At 56.2% G+C, this 18712-nt stretch carries 18 protein-coding genes; 7 read left to right on the forward strand and 11 right to left on the reverse strand.

Features of this window, described 5'->3' with window-relative positions:
* Window position 1 precedes the first annotated feature (1 nt).
* From VFX97_02225 to tsaD, 4 genes are all read left to right on the forward strand, one after another.
* Complete coding sequence (locus VFX97_02225; GenBank protein HEX5702018.1) at window positions 2-430, forward strand: BrxA/BrxB family bacilliredoxin; 429 nt, start codon at window positions 2-4, stop codon at window positions 428-430.
* Between the two features lie 224 nt (window positions 431-654).
* Window positions 655-2868: an ATP-dependent DNA helicase RecG gene (gene recG / locus VFX97_02230; GenBank protein ID HEX5702019.1), complete on the forward strand. Its 2214-nt coding sequence runs from the start codon at window positions 655-657 to the stop codon at window positions 2866-2868.
* Window positions 2869-2936: 68 nt separating this feature from the next.
* On the forward strand, window positions 2937-3497 hold the full coding sequence (gene rsmD, locus VFX97_02235; protein HEX5702020.1) for a 16S rRNA (guanine(966)-N(2))-methyltransferase RsmD: 561 nt from the start codon (window positions 2937-2939) through the stop codon (window positions 3495-3497).
* Between the two features lie 269 nt (window positions 3498-3766).
* Window positions 3767-4840 (forward strand): tRNA (adenosine(37)-N6)-threonylcarbamoyltransferase complex transferase subunit TsaD, encoded by a 1074-nt coding sequence (gene tsaD, locus VFX97_02240; GenBank protein ID HEX5702021.1) that lies wholly within the window; start codon window positions 3767-3769, stop codon window positions 4838-4840.
* A gap of 200 nt (window positions 4841-5040) precedes the next feature.
* Here tsaD and VFX97_02245 read toward each other — a convergent pair whose 3' ends face one another.
* The 9 genes from VFX97_02245 to VFX97_02285 form a co-directional block, all read right to left on the reverse strand.
* The gene (locus VFX97_02245; protein HEX5702022.1) at window positions 5041-5502 is read right to left on the reverse strand and encodes an MOSC domain-containing protein; all 462 of its coding nucleotides are present in this window, start codon (window positions 5500-5502) and stop codon (window positions 5041-5043) included.
* Window positions 5503-5614: 112 nt separating this feature from the next.
* Entirely contained in the window at window positions 5615-6970 is a 1356-nt protein-coding gene (locus tag VFX97_02250) for an acetyl ornithine aminotransferase family protein (protein ID HEX5702023.1), read from the reverse strand.
* Window positions 6971-7141: 171 nt separating this feature from the next.
* Window positions 7142-7831: a hemolysin III family protein gene (locus tag VFX97_02255; protein HEX5702024.1), complete on the reverse strand. Its 690-nt coding sequence runs from the start codon at window positions 7829-7831 to the stop codon at window positions 7142-7144.
* A 187-nt stretch (window positions 7832-8018) separates the two neighbouring features.
* Complete coding sequence (locus VFX97_02260; GenBank protein ID HEX5702025.1) at window positions 8019-8615, reverse strand: hypothetical protein; 597 nt, start codon at window positions 8613-8615, stop codon at window positions 8019-8021.
* A gap of 89 nt (window positions 8616-8704) precedes the next feature.
* Window positions 8705-9250, reverse strand: a complete 546-nt coding sequence (locus tag VFX97_02265; protein HEX5702026.1) for a pyridoxamine 5'-phosphate oxidase family protein — start codon at window positions 9248-9250, stop codon at window positions 8705-8707.
* A gap of 76 nt (window positions 9251-9326) precedes the next feature.
* Window positions 9327-9884, reverse strand: a complete 558-nt coding sequence (locus VFX97_02270) for a ferritin-like domain-containing protein (protein HEX5702027.1) — start codon at window positions 9882-9884, stop codon at window positions 9327-9329.
* A 128-nt stretch (window positions 9885-10012) separates the two neighbouring features.
* Window positions 10013-11422, reverse strand: coding sequence for a glycoside hydrolase family 47 protein (locus tag VFX97_02275; protein HEX5702028.1), 1410 nt, complete (start codon window positions 11420-11422; stop codon window positions 10013-10015).
* A complete protein-coding gene (locus VFX97_02280; protein HEX5702029.1) occupies window positions 11419-11844 on the reverse strand; it encodes an OsmC family protein in 426 nt (141 codons plus the stop codon). The genes VFX97_02275 and VFX97_02280 overlap by 4 nt, the downstream gene beginning before the upstream one ends.
* Before the next feature lie 92 nt (window positions 11845-11936).
* Complete coding sequence (locus tag VFX97_02285; protein ID HEX5702030.1) at window positions 11937-12857, reverse strand: CAP domain-containing protein; 921 nt, start codon at window positions 12855-12857, stop codon at window positions 11937-11939.
* Window positions 12858-13007: 150 nt separating this feature from the next.
* Here VFX97_02285 and sucC point away from each other — a divergent pair, with 150 nt between their 5' ends.
* Window positions 13008-14168, forward strand: a complete 1161-nt coding sequence (gene sucC, locus VFX97_02290) for an ADP-forming succinate--CoA ligase subunit beta (protein HEX5702031.1) — start codon at window positions 13008-13010, stop codon at window positions 14166-14168.
* Window positions 14169-14245: 77 nt separating this feature from the next.
* Here sucC and tnpA read toward each other — a convergent pair whose 3' ends face one another.
* Window positions 14246-14773, reverse strand: a complete 528-nt coding sequence (gene tnpA, locus VFX97_02295; GenBank protein ID HEX5702032.1) for an IS200/IS605 family transposase — start codon at window positions 14771-14773, stop codon at window positions 14246-14248.
* Between the two features lie 266 nt (window positions 14774-15039).
* Entirely contained in the window at window positions 15040-15873 is an 834-nt protein-coding gene (locus VFX97_02300; protein HEX5702033.1) for a M48 family metallopeptidase, read from the reverse strand.
* A 367-nt stretch (window positions 15874-16240) separates the two neighbouring features.
* Here VFX97_02300 and VFX97_02305 point away from each other — a divergent pair, with 367 nt between their 5' ends.
* Together VFX97_02305 and sucD are read left to right on the forward strand one after the other, a co-directional pair.
* Entirely contained in the window at window positions 16241-17632 is a 1392-nt protein-coding gene (locus VFX97_02305) for an MBL fold metallo-hydrolase (GenBank protein ID HEX5702034.1), read from the forward strand.
* Window positions 17633-17825: 193 nt separating this feature from the next.
* Complete coding sequence (sucD, locus tag VFX97_02310; GenBank protein HEX5702035.1) at window positions 17826-18710, forward strand: succinate--CoA ligase subunit alpha; 885 nt, start codon at window positions 17826-17828, stop codon at window positions 18708-18710.
* The last annotated feature ends 2 nt before the right edge of the window (window positions 18711-18712 follow it).

The following is an 18712-nucleotide window of genomic DNA, read 5'->3' on the forward strand; positions in this document are numbered from 1 at the left end:
AATGCAATATCCAGAAGAGTTTATTAAGCCATTCCGGGAAGAACTGACGCGGCTTGGCGTTGAAGAGTTGCGAACGTCCGAAGCGGTTGATGCAGCAGTCCAGCAATCGGCAGGCACGCTGATGATCGTAGTTAACTCGATCTGCGGATGTGCCGCGGGTAAAGCACGGCCCGGTGTCGCGCAGGCGTTGAAACATGAAGTGCGACCTGATCGAGTGGCGACAGTTTTCGCCGGCGGCGACGTCGAGGCTACCGCCAGAGCGCGCAGCTACTTTACCGGTTATGCGCCCTCGTCACCGTCGATTGGACTTCTGAAAGACGGTAAGTTGGTTTACATGATGGAGCGTTGGCAAATCGAAGGAAAGGGGCCCGCCGACATCTCTTCAGAATTGATCAATGCTTTCGAGCAGCACTGCGCGAAGCCGGCCTGAAGTCTGTCTTTACCAGCCTCATACTCGCTGCTTATTAATCGAAGCGTGACGCAGGGTTTTCTGCTTTGCGTATCTTAGCGAGCTTGGCGCCTTTGCGTGAAACGACTTTTTTCCACGCGCACAATTCACGCAAAGACGCGAAGGCGCAAAGGATCTCAAAGCAATACAACGGGCGTTTTTCATGCGCCAATAGTGGCAAGACCCCTGTGCTATGATCGCGCCCGATGGCGCTCAGATCTTCTATCTCCATCGACACACGCATACTAGATTTGCCGCCAGGCATTGCCCGGCTTGGTTCGCAGGGAGCGCGAAACCTTGCGCTCGGCCTCGCCGAACTTTCGCGCGGAAAAGACATCAACTCAGTCACTGTTGCCGACCTGCTTCACTATCTGCCAACGCGTCATGAAGATCGTTCGAGCATGGTTGAGGTTCGTGATCTGCGGAACGAGCAGGAAGCGTCGCTCGATCTGACAGTGCGGATCGCAAAACCCCGTTACATTGGCCGTTCGCGTTTTATTTTCTCAGTTTCCGCGAGTGATCAGAACAATACCGGACCTCAGGTCTTGATCGAATGGTTTATCTCCGGCGGTCGCGCCAAACAGATTGTCGAGTTCTACACGAAGAGGTTCGTTCGCGGAACACGCTTTATCGCGTTCGGAAAATGGCAGCTCGATAAACTAGGGATGTTTTGTCTGAAAGTGCACAAACCCGACGAGCTTGAGGTTATTTCAAGCGACGAGGGAGACGGCGATCCGCTGCTCTCAGCCATTCATGTCGGCCGTTGCGTCCCCGTTTACCGGAAAATCGGCGACGTCCGTCCCAAGCAGTTGCGCGAAATTATTTATCGCGTGCTTGCCGAACTTCCCGACGACGCAATCCAGGAAAATCTGCCCGGCGATTTGCGCGAGCGTCAGAAGCTAATCGGCCGCGCCCAGGCCCTGCGGCAAATTCATTTTCCACCGGGCGAAGCATCGCTGGATGAGTACGAGCGAGCGCGCAGCCCGGCCCACCATCGACTGATATTTGAGGAGCTGTTTTGGCTTTCACTCGCGTTGTCGGTAAAACGCGGACATCGAACAAAAGAAAGCAAAGCCGGCACGATCAAAATCGACGACGCGATCAAGCGTCGCATCAAGTCGGTCCTGCCGTTCACTCTCACCGAGGCGCAACGGAAAGTCGTTAAAGAAATTTTCCGCGACATGAAATCCGACGCGCCGATGAATCGCCTGCTGCAAGGCGACGTCGGCAGCGGCAAGACAATCGTCGCGCTGATTTCGATGTTGACGGCGATGGAGAATGGCTATCAAACCGCGCTCATGGTGCCGACTGAAATTCTGGCTGAACAGCACGCGCGGAATATCAAACGCATCCTGGCGAAGTCGCCTTACCGCATTGAGGTCCTCGTTGGCTCGCTAAAAACCGCCGAGAAACGCGGACTGCACGCGGCCATTGCGGCGGGTGAGGTTCACGCCTGCATTGGCACGCACGCGCTGATTCAGGAAAACGTCCGGTTCAAGAACTTCGGACTGGCGGTCATTGACGAGCAGCATCGCTTCGGGGTCATGCAACGCGCCGAGCTGCGTGAGCGTGGCTTGAACCCGGACGTCCTCGTCATGACGGCGACGCCGATTCCGCGTTCGCTGGCGATGACTGTGTACGGCGATCTCGATGTTTCGATCATCGATGAAATGCCGCCCGGCCGTACGCCGATTGTGACCAAAGTGTTCGCGGACAACGCCGACGATCGAAAGGATGTGAAGCGACTGTTGACGCAGGAGCTGCGCTCAGGCCGGCAAGTGTACGTCGTCTATCCACTCGTCGAAGAATCGGAAAAGCTCGATCTGCGCGACGCGACGCGGCGCTTCGAATACCTGCGCGATCAAGTCTTCACAAAATTCTCGGTCGGTTTGCTGCACGGCCGCATGAAGCCGGAAGAAAAAGAGAAAGTAATGCGCGGGTTTGGTAGTGGCGAAATTCAGATTCTGGTATCCACGACAGTCATCGAAGTCGGCGTCGATGTGCCGAACGCGTCAGTGATGGTGATCGAGCACGCCGAACGGTTTGGCTTGTCGCAGCTTCACCAGTTGCGCGGACGCGTTGGTCGCGGCGCGGAACAGAGTTACTGCGTGCTGCTCGCTTCAGACAAACGAACTGAAGTGGCGCGTGAGCGGCTGGGCATCATGGAAGAGACCAACGATGGGTTCAAAATTGCGGAGAAGGATTTAGAGATCCGCGGCCCGGGCGAAATCATGGGCACCCGCCAGGCGGGCTTGCCCGAGTTCCGCATCGCCAACCTGGTGCGCGACCTCGAGATTCTGCAAGCTGCACGTAAGGAAGCTGATTATTATGCGACCCAGCGTAGCGCTTCACGCGAAACCGTTCAGTTGATAAAGCGAGTCCAGGAAGACGCGCGTTTGAAGCTGGCAGCGGTTGGCTGAGCTGGGACCGCGGACATCCTTGTCCGCATTGAGCGCGAAGCGCGAAGGTATATCCGTCCAGAATCTTCATGCGAATCATTGCAGGTAAATATCGAGGACGTCAGTTAAAGAGTCCGCCGTCTGCGCAAACGCGGCCGACGTCAGATCGTTTACGCGAGACTCTGTTCAATGTGCTCGCGCCGCGCATTGAGGGCGTGCGTTTTCTCGACCTGTGCGCTGGTACCGGCGCGGTCGGAATTGAGGCGTTGTCACGTGGAGCTGAACACGTGACGTTCGTCGATAAGTCACGAAAGATGTGTGCGTTGATTGAAGCGAACACGAGCACCCTCGGCATCGACGCGGAGGAGTTCGAAATCGTAAGTGCGGATGCGTCCGATTTTGTGCGACGCCACGCGAAAAAGGAACGAGAGCCTTTCGACATGATCTTCTACGATCCGCCATATGCGGAAAGTTACGAGATCGTGAACCTGATTTCAGATACAGGAGGGCAACTCTTAACTGAGGACGCCGTTGTGATTGTCGAACATCACAAGAAAAAAGAATTGCCGGAAGCCTTTGGAACGTTGCGTCGCTTTCGCACATTGAAACAGGGAGATTCGGTCTTAAGCTTCTACAAGCCAGCCGCGTAGCGGCGAAATGTTTATAGCCACGACCGCCAACACAGCCCGAAGCTCCGGAGGAGCGCAATAAGTCGGTCGCCCATAAATGGGCTCGTAAGTTCACAGGGGCTCAGATTCTATAAATATTTCGTTCCTGCGGAACGAAGAATACTTCGCCGATCCTCTAAGATTGCCGAGAGAGACGCCGAACGTTATCGTTGCAACTGACAACTGACAACTGACAACTGACCACGGTCAACTGACAACTGACCACGGACCACGGACCACGGACAACGAAGATGCTAGTCCTCGGAATTGAAACTTCCTGCGATGAAACTGCCGCTGCGGTAATCCGCGACGGCCACGAGATCGCTTCATCTGTAATTGCCTCGCAGATCAAGACGCACGAACGGTTTGGCGGAGTCGTGCCGGAACTGGCTTCACGCGAGCACCTCGACAAGATCGTGCCGATCGTCGAAGAAGCTCTTTCGCGTGCGAATGTGACGCGACAACAGCTTGACGGAATCGCCGTGACTCACGGGCCAGGGTTGATCGGGTCGCTGCTGGTCGGTGTCTCGTACGCGAAGGCGATGGCTTACGCGCTGAACAAACCTCTGGTTGGCGTTAATCACATCGAAGGGCACATCTACTCGGTCTGCTTCGAAAACCCGCCGGTGGAACATCCCGCCCTCGCGCTGATTGTTTCTGGCGGGCACACGAATGTTTTCTTTGTTCCCGAACCCGGCAAATACAAAGTGGTTGGGCGCACACGCGACGACGCTGCCGGGGAAGCATTCGACAAGGTCGCGAAGCTGCTCGGGCTGGGTTATCCCGGAGGTCCCATCATCGAACGGCTCGCGAGAGAAGGGAATCCGAAAGCGGTGAAGTTCGCGATTCCGCGGATGGGTGACAATCGTCCTGATTTCAGCTTCAGCGGATTGAAGACGGCCGTGCAAAAATACGTGCGTGAATCGGGTCTGCAACCCGTGAGCAACGGCGGCGAACCTTCACAAGGGATCAAAGATCTCGCCGCGAGTTTTCAAAGCACGGTGATTCGTTCACTGGTTTCGACGATGGAGAGAGTGGCGGAAGAGTATCGGCCCAAAACTTTAATTGTTGCCGGTGGCGTGGCGTGCAATCGTGCTTTGCGTGAAGCGTGCAGCGAAGCGGCCGGGCGATTAGGAGTGCCCGTCTACTTTCCTTCGCCGCACCTTTCGACTGACAACGCGGCAATGATTGCGGCGGCCGGGACGGTGAAGCTGCAATCCGGCGAACGCGCCGGCTGGGATTTGAATGCCGACGTGATGATGCGGCTTCAGAATATCGAAGTGGAAGATGCGGAGTTAAGGAAGCGAGTCAGGTATCGGCTCTAACTGTCAGTTGTCATTTGTCAGTTGTTTCTCAGTTCTTTGTGCTTAGGTCTTTGTACTTTGATGTGTCGTCCCAGAGCGCTGTTAAATTGAGACGGGTCTGGGTCAAGGAATCAAAGAACCAAGCACGAAGTACAAAGTACTAACGGTCGTACAACAACTGACAACTGACAACTGACAACTGACTACGGACCATGACAGCCTTACGGTCGGGCTTCTTTGACCGTCGCGCCCACGCGAATGGTACCTTCCGACAAAATCTGGGCGCGCAAACCGGCGCGATGAATCAGCCCCGGCAGGACCTGTTTGACGGTGAGCTTTTGCAGATGCGCGCACGGCTCACACAGCATAATGCCGCGCGCTTTCACCTCGCCGACCCAGAATTCCTTTCCGACCAGATGATTAAGTGGCACCCCGCGCGTGACCACGTTGCGGCGGCTGTCGCCCAAGCCGTAATCAACGTTGAGTTCGCTTTTAAACGCTTCAATGGCTTCAGCCTCGATCAGCGTCAATTCGCGCTTAACTTCAGGCGCGCGGCCCTTGTTATCAAAATAGCGATCGCCTTCCAGTCCGCGACCGGGAATGGCCCGGACTTCATCGACCGATTGCATGGGCGCTTCGGCCTGCGGTGTGATGTTGATTGAGATGACTTTACCTTCGAACATTTACCGAGTTCTCTCCATTGGAAGTTTAGAGGCGGGCTACCGCCCGCCTCTTGTCGGGCAGTAGCCCGACTTTAAACAGCTGCACGCCGGGGGCGTGCGTACCTAGATCGGCCTAGACCGACGCCTTAATAGCGTCATCAAAGATCTCCAATGCTACGTCGACATGCTCTTTCGTTAAGATCAACGGCGGTGACCAGCGAATCGTGTTGGCGCCGCAGCCCAACAGAATCAATCCACGTTCGAATACGGCCATCTCAACGCGATCGCGTAAATCCGGATCGGGGGTGCGGCTGGTTTTGTCTTTAACGAACTCAACGCCGAGCATGAAGCCTTTGCCACGCACGTCACCGATGCACTCGTGCTTTGCCATCAGCTTTTTTAAACCGCGTTTCAGGTAATCGCCGACTTCCGCTGCATTCGCGACCAGCTCACGCTCAAGCAATTCAATCGTCTTCATCGCCGCCGCAATAGCCACCGGATTTCCGCCGAACGTCGAGGCATGCGCGCCCTTTTGCCAATCCATCAAGTCTGCGCGCGCGACGCACGCGCCGAGCGGCAACCCGGAAGCGATGCCTTTCGCGATGCAGATGACATCCGGCCGCACATCGTCGTGCTCGCAAGCGAACATTTTGCCGGTGCGGCCCATGCCGCTTTGCACTTCGTCAAAGATGAGAAGGATTCCGTGTTCATCGCAAATCCGCCGCAGGCCTTGCAGAAAACCCTTCGGCGCCGGTACATAACCGCCTTCACCCTGAATCGGCTCGACCACGATCGCGGCCACTTCTTCAGGCGGCGTCGTCGTTTTGAAGAGACGATTTTCGATCCAATTAAGCGCCCCTTGCGCCGCGCCGCCGGTGCCGCAATCTTCAGCACTGAAGGGATTGCGATAGTCGTTCGGATAAGGCACGTGTACGACGTCGAGCGCTTGCCGTTTGAAACCAGATCGTTGCGCCGCCTTTGACGAAGTAAGCGACAGCGAGCCCAACGTGCGTCCGTGAAAGCTGCCAAAGAACGCGATGAATTTCTCGCGTCCGGTCGCATGCATGGCCAGCTTCAAAGCGGTCTCGACCGCCTCAGTTCCGCTGTTGGCAAAATGAGTGCGGGTCGGACTAGGCACCGGCGTGATGGCGTCCAAAGCCTCAGCCAGGTCAGGCATCAATTGATAGTAATAATCCGTGCCGCAGATGTGGATCAGTTGCGCGGCTTGATCCTGAATCGCTTTGACGACTTCCGGATGGCAATGTCCGGTTGAGCACACGGCCACGCCGGCGTTGCAATCGAGAAAAACGTTGCCGTCAACGTCTTCGACCCACACGCCCTGGGCGCGTTCGGCGACAAGCTTAAAGTCAGGACGCGGATACGCTGGATTCACGTAGCGCGCATCGGCGGCGATAATCTTTCGCCCCTTGGGACCCGGCAGTTCGGTTTTGATCTCAGGTCGTTTTACAGCTAATGCGGTTTCCATCATCTCTTTACTCCTTGAAGTGAAAGCCTCGGGTTTGACACTTTCGGGAAGTGCCGTTTCAAACGAGATGTTGATGGATGGGTACTAGTCCGCGAAGAGGTTGACGCGGTCGTCGAGAGGTCTCAAATGAATCCAACCTTGGAACATTTTCGTGGCGGGATGATATCACCGGCCTTAGGCCGAGTACCAGAGCACCGCAAAGAAGTGACAGGTAGTGCCGGCAAGCACAAAAAGATGCCAGGCGAAATGGCTATAGCGAATTGAGTGCATTCTGAAGCAGATCGTGCCGGCGGTGTAGGCCAGACCGCCCGCCACTATCCAAAACAGCGCCGCCCACGGCATGGTGAAAAGAATATGCGGCGCGGCAATCACCGCGAGCCAGCCCATCAACAGGTAAAGCGGAACAGTCAGCCAGCGATGCTGCGTGCCGAAGATGGCTTTCATGGTTAACCCGAAAACCGCCAGCGACCAGACGAGTCCAAACAAGGTCCAGCCCCATGGTCCGCGCATCACTCCCAGCGTGAATGGCGTGTAGGTGCCCGCAATCAAAATGAAGATCGCCCCGTGATCGAGGAGGCGGAAAACGCGCTTGGCGCGATCGTAGGGAATTGCGTGATAGAGCGTCGAAGCGAGGTAAAGCAGCATCATCGAAGTCGCGAAGACGCTGACGCCGACGATGTTCCAAATGCTGCCCGCGCGCGCGGCGGTCAGGATTAAAAACGGCGCCGCGGCGATCGCGAGCAGCAGACCAATTCCATGGCTGATACTGTTGGCGATCTCTTCGCTGACTGTCTGGCGCCGTTCGGTAACGGCCGCGACCTCGGTCATGCGCCGATTGTAAACGAGGGCCGCAGAAATCGCCATCGCTTTTGTGACTGGAGCGCGCCGGCTCGAAGGCGCTTTCGTATTCTGTTCCCTCCCTGTGGGAGAGGGTTAGGGTGAGGGATTAGCGCGGGGGATAAGAAACACTTTTCTCTTACTCTGCCGCTAAACTTGCTCCCTCACCCCAGCCCTCTCCCAAAGGGAGAGGGAGTTACCGCCGCACTCCAAATTACTTCCGCTTCAGAATCTTTGCCGTGAACGAACCTTTGATCGTGCTGTCGCCGGCCGTCACATCGATGTCGCCGGAGATTGAATCGTCCGTGACCGACGTGAGCGTGACTTGTCCGTTCAGACTGCTGCGGTCGAACCAGGTTTTTGTGTCAGCGTTGCCTTTGCGCGTCACGATGCCGACCGTTTCGACTTTCATGTACTTGTCGGCTTTAGCTGAGTAGGTGCCGGTTTTAAGCGCCGTGGGATCCTTCGTGCCTTCTTCGCCGACCAGGCTGAAGACAACGCGCATGTTTTCGTCCGAGGCCATCGGCTTTTCGAGGGTCATTCCGAAATTAGCCGAGTCGAGATCGTAATTCGCCGTAAAGACGTTGTAGACGACGGCGGTGGTGATTTTCTGATTGATGTCCGTGAATGACTTGGTGACCGCGAACGTGTAAGCGGATTTGACGGCGAGATCCTTTTCGCCGGCCGCCGGTGACTTAACGTGCAGATTGTTACCGCCGCCGCCTTTGCTGCAACCGGAGAGCGACAAAGCGGCGATGCTGACGGCGATTAGAATCGAAATGAAGAAACTGCGTGAACGTTGTCGGGGCATAATTCTTTCTCCCAGAGAAGATCGATAGAGCGAAAGGGCGCGGGCAAGGCGTTTGCGCAGGCGCTTTTTACGGGAAAAGCATAGCAGAGTCAATGCCGCCGGAAATCAACGGACAGTGGTTGCCACGTGGGCGAAGTGCCGACAACTCCCTTGTTGATGTTCACAACTTCGAGCCGTTCCGGTGTGACTTTGATGAGCAGGTAACTCTTGTCGCGATCGGGATAGAAAGCCTTCCAGTCGTCTTTCCATCGTTTGGCTTTTTCGGTTTGGTCGCTTACCAGGCGCGCGGTTCCGTAAACCGTGACGTAAGCCGCACTCTCACGATCGAAGTAATAAAGCGTCACTTTCGGGTGGCGGCGGATTTCGGCGACTTTGCGGCTGCGTGGATTGGTTGCCAGCCAAACAGTCATGTCTTCTTCGGGAGTGAAAGCGTCCATTGTTCGCGCGTGAGTGCGACCATTGCGGCCCGTGGTAATCAAAGCGCAGTAGCGCGTGGTGGTCATGATTTCACGCGCGGCCGAAATCAAGGCGTCGCGTGAGAAGGTTGGTTGTTGTGCGAAGGCCGGCAGACTGAAGAAGAGCAGGAACAGGGTTGCTCCCGCGGTAAGCGTGCTTTTTGATTGTTGGATCTTCATGCGATCAAGATGGCTGGAAAATTTAAAGTGCGCTGGCTTGATAGCGCTTTTGTTATCGACCGCCCCAAAAGCGGCATCAAGCCGCCGCACTCCAGGAGCCTCGTTCTCGTTCGAACGATTGTCGAATCGATTCTTTCGCTGGTGGCTCAGGCCAAATCGGTAAACGCCGCCCGAGCGCGTGACGCAGCACCTGCGACCGAAAATACTTTTCGTGATCCCACTCGACTTCGGCCATCTCGAGCAGGCAATCGATCAGTTCGGTTTGACCGGAGTCCCGCGCATAACGCGCCGCGGTTTCGTACTCGACGATGTTCCGGCTCTCGAGTTTGCCCGCGCCGTACATCGGTGCCAGCCACCCCGAAACGTGACAAAGAAATCCCAGCGTGCGGCCGATGATTGTCGCTCGTGTCTCGCGTCTTTTATTGGGCGCGCTGCCGAGGGCAGCTAGCATTTCGCCGACGAGTTTCCGGTGCCGCCATTCATCTTCTTCAATTGTGCGAATCGATTCGCGCTCATCAGCGGCGCTGACGGAATGCCAGTGACCGCGATAGGCGTACGCTGCTGCCAACTCGCCGGAGTACGCGAGTTGGAGAATGGCGATGAGCTTCTGACGATTATCGTCTGACTGAGACATGCCTGGAAAAACTCCTCCCTCCCCGCGTGCGGGGAGGGGCTGGGGGTGGGGTTCGCGCGCCGTCCTCTCCCCCTAACCCCCTCTCCGCATGCGGAGAGGGAGAAAACGCAAGGTACGAAATTCCGAAATCACTTTCTGCGCACCGGATGAGCTTCGGTATTGAAGATCACTCTATCAAAGTTCAATGTCGTACGTGGAGCAAACAGCAGATAGAAATACTTGAAGGTTTCCGCGAACACAAAACTCTGCATCGAGTCGTTTTTCTCTTTCGTGACGACGCTCTTCAGCGCGGCATAGGCTTCGTCCGTGCGGCAGTGCTTCATGAAGTCTTCCCACATTGCCGCAGCCATCGACTGGTAATAATCAGCGAGCTTCCGGCTTACATGATTCCGCCTGCCCCGGTGATAGTGTTGATGAAGGTAATACGTCGATTCAACTATTTCAGGGCGCAAATGGTATGCAGGAGAAGTCACTTGCATCGTTTGATAATCGATTTTTTCGGGCTCAATGTGATGCTTGAACCACATCACAAATGACGAATTCTGGAGGCGATCGGCGCGCTTGATGTCGCCAGAAAGCATCAGCACTGCCGGAAAAAAAGCATCGAGGGCGCCGTAAGTCGTCGCTGTTCTCTTGCCGGACTTCATGTCGGCATGTCCGTACCACAATTCTTTAATCGGCGGTCCGAGAATCGTACTCGTACTTGGACGAACTTCATCAGCCAGGTACTTGTTAATTGCCGCACTGCTGTCGTTCCACATGCGCCGGCAATCGCTGTCATTAAAAAGAATTGCGCACTTCAAAAGATATTCGTAGTAGCTGTCGATCGCGCCGCTGATGTGGCTGTCGGTATTGGTCCATTGTCCGGTCTCGACATTGATCCATGTGCCCACCAGGCCAATCGATGAGCGGCGATTGTAAGTTTCGACCAGTGCGCGCTTGGCCTTGTCGAAGTAAATTCGTTTGCCGGTGTGCTTGGCCAAAGTGCCGAATTCGATCAAGAGCGTGCCGGTTTCCGCAGGATTGGAAACATTGCCGCGAATCTTCCCGGTTTTCAGATTCACGTAGCGATAGGGCAGGCCCGTGGGGGATTCGAATACCGGCAGCAGTCGAGTGCCCAAATCGTCCGCGAGTTTTAGCAAGCGCTTGTCGCCGGTCATTTCATAACCGGTAAGCAATCCACCCAAAAGGCGAATCGTGATCTCGAAGTTCTGGACGTAAATGTCTTTGTCGAACGAGAGGTGAGTGGCGATGTATTCGCGGGTCGTCTTCGCTTCGGAGTTCAGATCCATCAGGATCAGCGTGTCGAGCGAGTCCACTGGTGTCATCAAGAGCGAAGTGCCGTACCAGTCATGACAAGTCTTGCTGATCGGCTTTAGCTCGTCGTGTCCCCAACAATGTTTCTTATAGCCGTTCCAGGCGTGCAGGAACTCGGTGCGGACTTGAGTGGCGAGCGCGCGTCTATTTAATGGGGCTTGCGCGGCGACGAACGATGCGGAGGCAAGCGCAAGCAGCACAATGGCGGCAAACTTTTTCATGCGGTCATCTCAGTAATGATAATTGGCGAGGTCAGAGTCTTGTGAACGGGACACTTGTGGGCAATCTCCTGAAGCCGCGCCTGTTGTTCTTCGGTGAGACTTCCTTCGATAGTCACGCTTCGCTCAATTCGCTGAACGTAGCCTTCGGGCTTCGCTTCACATTCCGCGCAGTCCTTGCCGTGAATTCTTTGTTGCCGCAGGCGCACGGTCACGCGCTCCACCGGCCAGGCTTTGCGGCGCGCGTAAAGCGTTACGGTCATGGAAATACAAGTGCCGAGGGCACCGAGCAGAAGCGTGTAAGGATCCGGCCCGGCATCTTCGCCTCCGGCGGCGACCGGCTCGTCCGTTATCAACGAGTGTGAGTCGCCATACGTCACTTCATTTCGCAGATTGCCCAGAGATGTAACGATGACCTCGTTCATTGGTTCTCCTCTCCGGCGGTACGCACGCCTCCGGCGTGCTTTGTTTCGCGATAAAGCACGCCTGAGGCGTGCCCTACCGACGAAAAACGCGGTCATTCGGCGCGCACGCATACTTGCGTCGCGGGAAACGGCGCCTCCTTCGCTGACCGCGCAATCCACACCACGGCCGTGTAGATTCCGGGCTCCTTTCGACTCAGCAGAAATGGAGCCTGAAACCTGCCGCGACTTTTCAGCTCGATCGATCCTTTGGAACCGTCTTCATAGAAATGGTTTCGATCAAGTTTCGGCAGCAGCGATTCCCGCTCGTCGGGTAAACCGTAGGGACGCGGAATGCGAAGCCACGCGATATCCGGCGGCACGGGAAGCGGTTCGTAAAAAACATCGATGCCCTCGAGCGAATAAGCCGGTTCCAGAAGCCGCCCGCTCAAAACGACCCGGTCGCGCGGTGAAGCGGTTACAGCGTAGGGATCGATCGAGACATAGCGTGCGACGTACAACTCGCATAGTCGGACACAGAAACCGTAATCCGCGTAACCGAAGCCCACGTGTGTGTTTATTGGATTAAGAATCGCCTTGCGATGTCCGTCATCGGGCGCTACTTCGTCGTGCATGGATCTGTGCAGTGACATCAAATGAATCGGGACGTCAGCCGAAGCTATGGGCGTGCCGGTGTCAACCGCGGCGTCGTTTTCCTGTGTTGCTTCCACGCCGCCGGCGAACGAATAGCGGTGATACGGCTTCCGGCCGTCCATACTCCAGTGGCTGAGGAAATTGTTTCGCGCCATCTCGGTTGCGTGCTTCTGCGCGACCGCGCAAGCCAGCGAATCGAGCTTCAGCGACTTCCGCCCCAACTCCGCACGCTCAAGATTCACCTGGTTCAGCAAATGATTCGTCATTGCCGGAAATTCCGGCGCCGCGATCGCGGACGCAGAGACGCTGCGGGGCATCGCCGCGCCCAAACGCAAAGCGACAGCGGATACGGCTGCTCCTCTTAAAAATGCACGGCGGTCCATTTCAGTTTCCGAGTCACTCAGATGAATCTGGAAGCGGGTTCGGTTGCGAGCCGGTCGGCGGCTCGGTAAACTCATTCGGTTTTACAAACTCGAATTTGAACACAGCGACGGTGACGGTTCGGCTGGACCGAACTGCCTTAATTTAATGCGATGAAGATACACGAGTACCAGGGCAAAGAGTTACTAAAAAAATTCGGTGTGCCAGTGCCGCGCGGGATTGTTGCGCGCACCGCTGATGAAGCGTTTGCTGCGGCGCAGGAACTGGCGACGACACCCGTCGTCGTAAAGGCACAGATTCATGCGGGCGGCCGGGGGAAGGGCGGCGGCGTCAAACTGGCGAAGACTCCCGAGGAAGCACGCGACATCGCGGAAAAAATGCTCGGCATGAAACTCGTGACACACCAGACCGGACCGGAAGGCCGAGAGGTGGGCGTGCTTCTGATCGAGGAAGGCTTGCCGATCGATCGAGAGTTCTATCTCGGCATCGTTTTGGATCGGGCGACCGGGCGGCCGGTGTTCATGGCTTCAGCCGCGGGCGGTATGGACATTGAAGAAGTTGCGGCCAAAACGCCTGAGCAGATCTTTAAAGAGACGATCGATCCATCGGTTGGCTTTCGACCGTTTCAAGCGAGGAAGCTGGCTTTCGCGCTCGGCCTGCCTGCTGAATTAGTTTCACCGGCCGCCAAGTTCATGCAGTCGCTCTACACCGCGTCCGAAGCGATGGACGCGTCACTCCTCGAAATCAATCCGTTTCTTTTGACGAAGGACAACCGGCTGATCGCGCTCGACGCGAAGGTCAACTTCGACGATAACGCGATGTTCCGTCACCCGGACTACAAAGAACTGCGCGACTTGAATGAAGAAGAACCGCTGGAGATCGAAGCGTCGAAGTTTGATCTGAACTACATCAAGCTCGACGGTAACATCGGTTGCATGGTTAATGGCGCGGGCCTGGCGATGGCCACGATGGACATCATTAAACTCGCGGGCGGCGAGCCGGCAAACTTTCTCGACGTCGGCGGCGGCGCATCGCAGGAACGCGTCGAAGCGGCTTTTAGAATTCTGCTCGCCGACGAACACGTCCGCGCCGTGCTGGTAAATATTTTCGGCGGCATTGTGCGTTGCGACATGGTGGCGCGCGGCGTAGTCGGCGCGGCAAAGAGTTTGGACCTGAAGATTCCTGTCGTCGTACGGCTCGAAGGCACGAATGTTGAAGAAGGCCAACGCGTCATTCGCGAGTCAGGAATGAACTTCACGGTGGCGAATGGAATGAAGGACGCGGCGGAGAAGGTTGTCGCGTTAGCAGCTTAGAATGGCCACTTTGCCTCAAAGAAAAGCAGCTCTCATTCACACAGGGCTTTAGCCCGGTGGCGCAACCCGAAGGGTTGTCAGAAAGTAGCCGGTGGTCGGAGTCCGCGAAGACCACCGGAAAAGTCGTTAATCATGACGGCACCCCGAAGGGGTGCCAGACGTGACAACAAGTACTTCTCGTCAAATTTGATACCGGCCGCGTTGAGAAGCTCTCTCAATTCATCAACAAATGAATATTCACGATGATGCGCCTCCTGCGTGGCAATGTAGCGCCGCACGGAGTCGGTCGCCGTGGGGCTTACGGTGAACGCCGCATAACCCTCTTGCCATTTGAATCGGCGATCAAAATTCTCTTTAGTCCACGTGGACGATTCCTTCTTCAAGTCGCGAAGTACATCTGCGATGCAATGCACTGGCCTGAGACTCGCCAGGATATGAACATGATCCTCAACTCCGCCGACAATCTCGGGCACGCCGTTCATGCCTTTAATGATCCCGCCGAGGTATGCATGAAGTCGTGGCTGCCATTCCGACTTAATGAAAGGTCGTCGTTCTTTGGTCGAGAAGACGAGGTGATAGTGCAGGCTGAAGAAGGTTGAACCCATAATCTGAAGTCTAGATTACAAGGTCAATGTAAAAGATCTTTACAGCGAGAGATCTCGCACCCCTCCGGGGTGCGACCAAATTAATCTCGCGTTTCCGGTGGTCTCCGCGGACTCCGACCACCGGCTACTTTCTGACAACCCTTCGGGTTGTCGAAGTGAGTCAACGATATGAAAAGCGTTGAAACGGTTTTTATGATTTTACGGGACTCTCATCACCGGGCTGAAGCCCGGTGTGACTGAGAAGACTCTCGTGGCTTTGGATCGTCTTACCGCCTCAACCTCGCAATCTCATAACGAGTGTTATCGATTCGCTCCTGCACGTCGGGATGGTCGGAAAGCAGGCTGCTGATCAGATCCGGCGTTTGTCCCTTCACTCGTTGCAGCTTCTGAAACATCGTGACCATGCCCTGCGGATCGAAACCCGCCTTCGCCATGGTGCGCACGCCGAGATAATCCGCCTCGCGTTCTTCGTCGCGTGAGTGAATAGTTAGAACGCCTTCGTTGAATATTTGGGTGAGGGTCACACCCAGGTCTCTGCCGATGTCCCCGGCCACGCCGGTCAGCTCGCCGACTGATTTCGCGAACGCGTTGTACTCCTGCCGTCGCTTCAAAGTCTTCAAGCTGTGCCGCGCCGCGATGTGACCAACCTCGTGTCCCAGCACCGAAGCGAGTTCGTTGTCGTTCGCGAGCTTGAGCAGACCGGTGGTGATGTAAATGTGGCCGCCCGGCAGAGCAAAACCGTTGATTTCACGGCTCTCGATCACGTGGAACTTGTAAAGCAGGCTCGGCCGCACACTGGCACGCGCGAGCCGCTGGCCAACCCTTTCGACGCGATCAAGTCCGACGTCCGTGAGACGGAACTTCTTCGTCGCTTGTCGATGCAGTTGCGTGCCGAGTTTTACCTCGTCCCGCTCATTCAGCAATCCGGCGTTTGTATAACGCACGTTGCGGAAATTGGTGTAGGGATCGCCGTATTGCGCGGCGGACGTTGTGGCTGATGTTGACGAGCGTTCAGCCGTCGCTACTGGCGATATTACGAGACACGTTGCTGCAAAAACAGAAACAAGAACAGAAGTTAAGCGAAGGGATAAAATGTTCATTGATATGCTCCCGGAACTCTAATCGCGTTGCATGATAAGCGAGCGGGGGGTTCATGAAAAGGGCTCGTGTTGGTTCTTATTCAAGCCGGTGGAATGAGACGCCGAGTTATGCGAGCGGATGCAAAGTTTAAAAAGTCTTTTCCCCTCGCCCTTTGGGAGAGGGCTGGGTGAGGGGCAGCGCGTCGCCTTAATGCTTTAAAGCATTTCCTCATTCCATCTCTCCAAGGTTTGGAGAGATGGAATGAAAATTTCCTTTAGTTTGTGGAAGCGCTAGCTTCGCCCCTCATCCCCAACCCTTCTCCCACGGGGAGAAGGGAGAACGCGCCATGTTTCTCTGGCGGTCACTCTTCGGCTACCATCTTCCTCAATGTCATCACTTACATTTTGGGGCGCGGCTGGGACGGTTACCGGCTCGAAATACCTGATCGAATCGGATCGCGGACGCGTGCTGATTGATTCCGGGCTGTTCCAGGGCGGACGCGAGTTGCGGGAACGCAATTGGGAAGAACCTCCTTTCAATGCTGCTTCACTTGACGCGGTGCTGCTGACGCACGCGCACATCGATCACACCGGTTACCTGCCGCGGCTGGTGCGTCACGGTTTTCGTGGACCAGTCTATTGCTCACGCGGAACCGCCGATCTGGCGCGAATACTTTTGCCTGACTCGGCGCGTTTGCAGGAAGAAGAAGCCGACTATCGCAATCGGCACAAGATCACGAAACATACGCCGGCGCTGCCGCTTTACACCGAGCAGGACGCGCGTGAGGCCTTGAAGCTGCTTGAGATCGTGCCGAACGACGGGGCGCCGGTTCGCGTCGCGAAGGATATCCACGCCGAGTTCCGAATCGCCGGTCACATCCTTGGTTCCAGTCAGGTCCTCGTTAAAGTCGCGCACGGAGGGGAGGAGCGTCGCGTGCTTTTCTCCGGCGACCTCGGCAAGTATGACCAGCCGATCATTCGCGATCCTGAGCCGCCCCCGGCTTGTGACTACGTCGTGGTTGAGTCTACTTACGGCGATCGCGCGCACGCTATTGAACATCCGAAGGACGCTCTTGAGCGCATCATCAACGCGGCGGGGGCGCACAACGGGCCGGTGCTCATCCCTTCGTTCGCGGTGGGACGCGCGCAGGAGATCGTTTATTTCATTCGCGAGTTAGAGAACGAAAACCGAATTCCGGTGTTGCCCGTGTGCGTCGACTCGCCGATGGCCGACGCAACCACGCGCGCGTATGCGGCACGCACCGAAGAACACGATGAGGAATACAAGCTCGCATTGAAGACGGATCCGACACCGTTGCAGACTCGCAGGATGCTCGCTTGCAAAACCCGCGATGATTCAAAGCGCATCAACAGCATGGAAGGCGCGAAAGTCGTCGTTGCGGCCTCAGGCATGATGAATGGCGGTCGTGTTTTGCATCATGCGTTGCGGATTTTGCCGGACCCAAATGCGACTGTTGTGTTCGTCGGGTATCAGGCAGCGGGTACTTTGGGACGTCGCGTCGCTGACGGTGAAAAGCAGGTCAAGGTTCTGGGCCAATGGATCGCGGTGCGCGCTCAGATCGAAAAGATCGGAGGCTTTTCAGCGCACGCGGACTGGAAAGAAGTTCTGCGTTGGTTTGACGGTATGGCCGCACCGAAGAAAGTGTTCCTCACACACGGTGAACCGGACGCGGCGGCCGCGATGGGGGCTCGCATTCGCGAACGATTCGGGTGGAACACGGAAGTACCACAGTACGGCGCAAGATTTGAACTCGTGTGAGCGAGAACTGTCACGGCTTGCCGAGGTCAGTACCGGGAGCGGTGGTGACCGGGTGGAAACGTAAGGAAACAATCAAGTTTCACCAAACTTTTACCCGGACGCTACCGCTCCCGGTACTGACCTCATGATGTTATACTGCGCGCTCGCTTTTCAACTTCTGAATCTGACACCCGACATCTGATACCTGTTTTCAATGAGTGTACTCGTCGATAAATCAACGCGCCTGGTCGTGCAAGGCATCACCGGCAAAGAAGGAACGTTCCACACCAAACAGATGGTTGAGTATGGAACTAACGTCGTTGCGGGCGTAACGCCCGGCAAAGGCGGAACGAAGCACGAAGCTATTCCCGTCTTCAACACTGTCGCTGATGCGGTGAAAGATGCCGGCGCGAACGCGTCAGTGATTTACGTTCCGCCCGCGTTCGCGGCGGACGCGATCATGGAAGCCGCCGACGCGGGCATTCCGGTAGTGGTCTGCATTACCGAAGGCATTCCGACGCTCGATATGGTGAAGGTCAGGGAGTACCTGCGCGACAAACAGACGCGACTGATTGGCCCGAACTGTCCGGGGATTATAAGCCCGGGCAAATGCAAAATTGGAATCATGCCGGGTCACATTCATCGTGAAGGACGCGTCGGCGTTGTCTCGCGTTCCGGAACATTGACCTACGAAGCCGTGGGGCAGCTCACTTCGCTCGGTCTGGGACAATCAACGGCCATCGGCATCGGAGGCGATCCGATTGTCGGCACGACACACGTTGATGCTTTGAAGCTTTTTCAGGAAGACGAAGAGACTGACGGCATCGTGATGATTGGGGAGATCGGTGGTACCGCCGAAGAAGAAGCCGCCGCGTACACAAAAGAGCACGTTACGAAACCCGTCGTCGCCTTTATCGCCGGTCAGACCGCGCCGCCGGGACGCCGCATGGGCCACGCGGGCGCAATCATCGCCGGCGGGAAGGGAACCGCGGCTGAAAAAATGGCGGCGCTCGAAGATGCCGGCATTCATGTCGTTAAATCCCCGGCAGACATCGGCGCGGCGATGATGGAAGCGCTCGGAGTCTCGGTTGGTTTCTGAAG

The sequence above is a fragment of the Pyrinomonadaceae bacterium genome, from assembly GCA_036277115.1.
Lineage (GTDB): Bacteria > Acidobacteriota > Blastocatellia > Pyrinomonadales > Pyrinomonadaceae > UBA11740.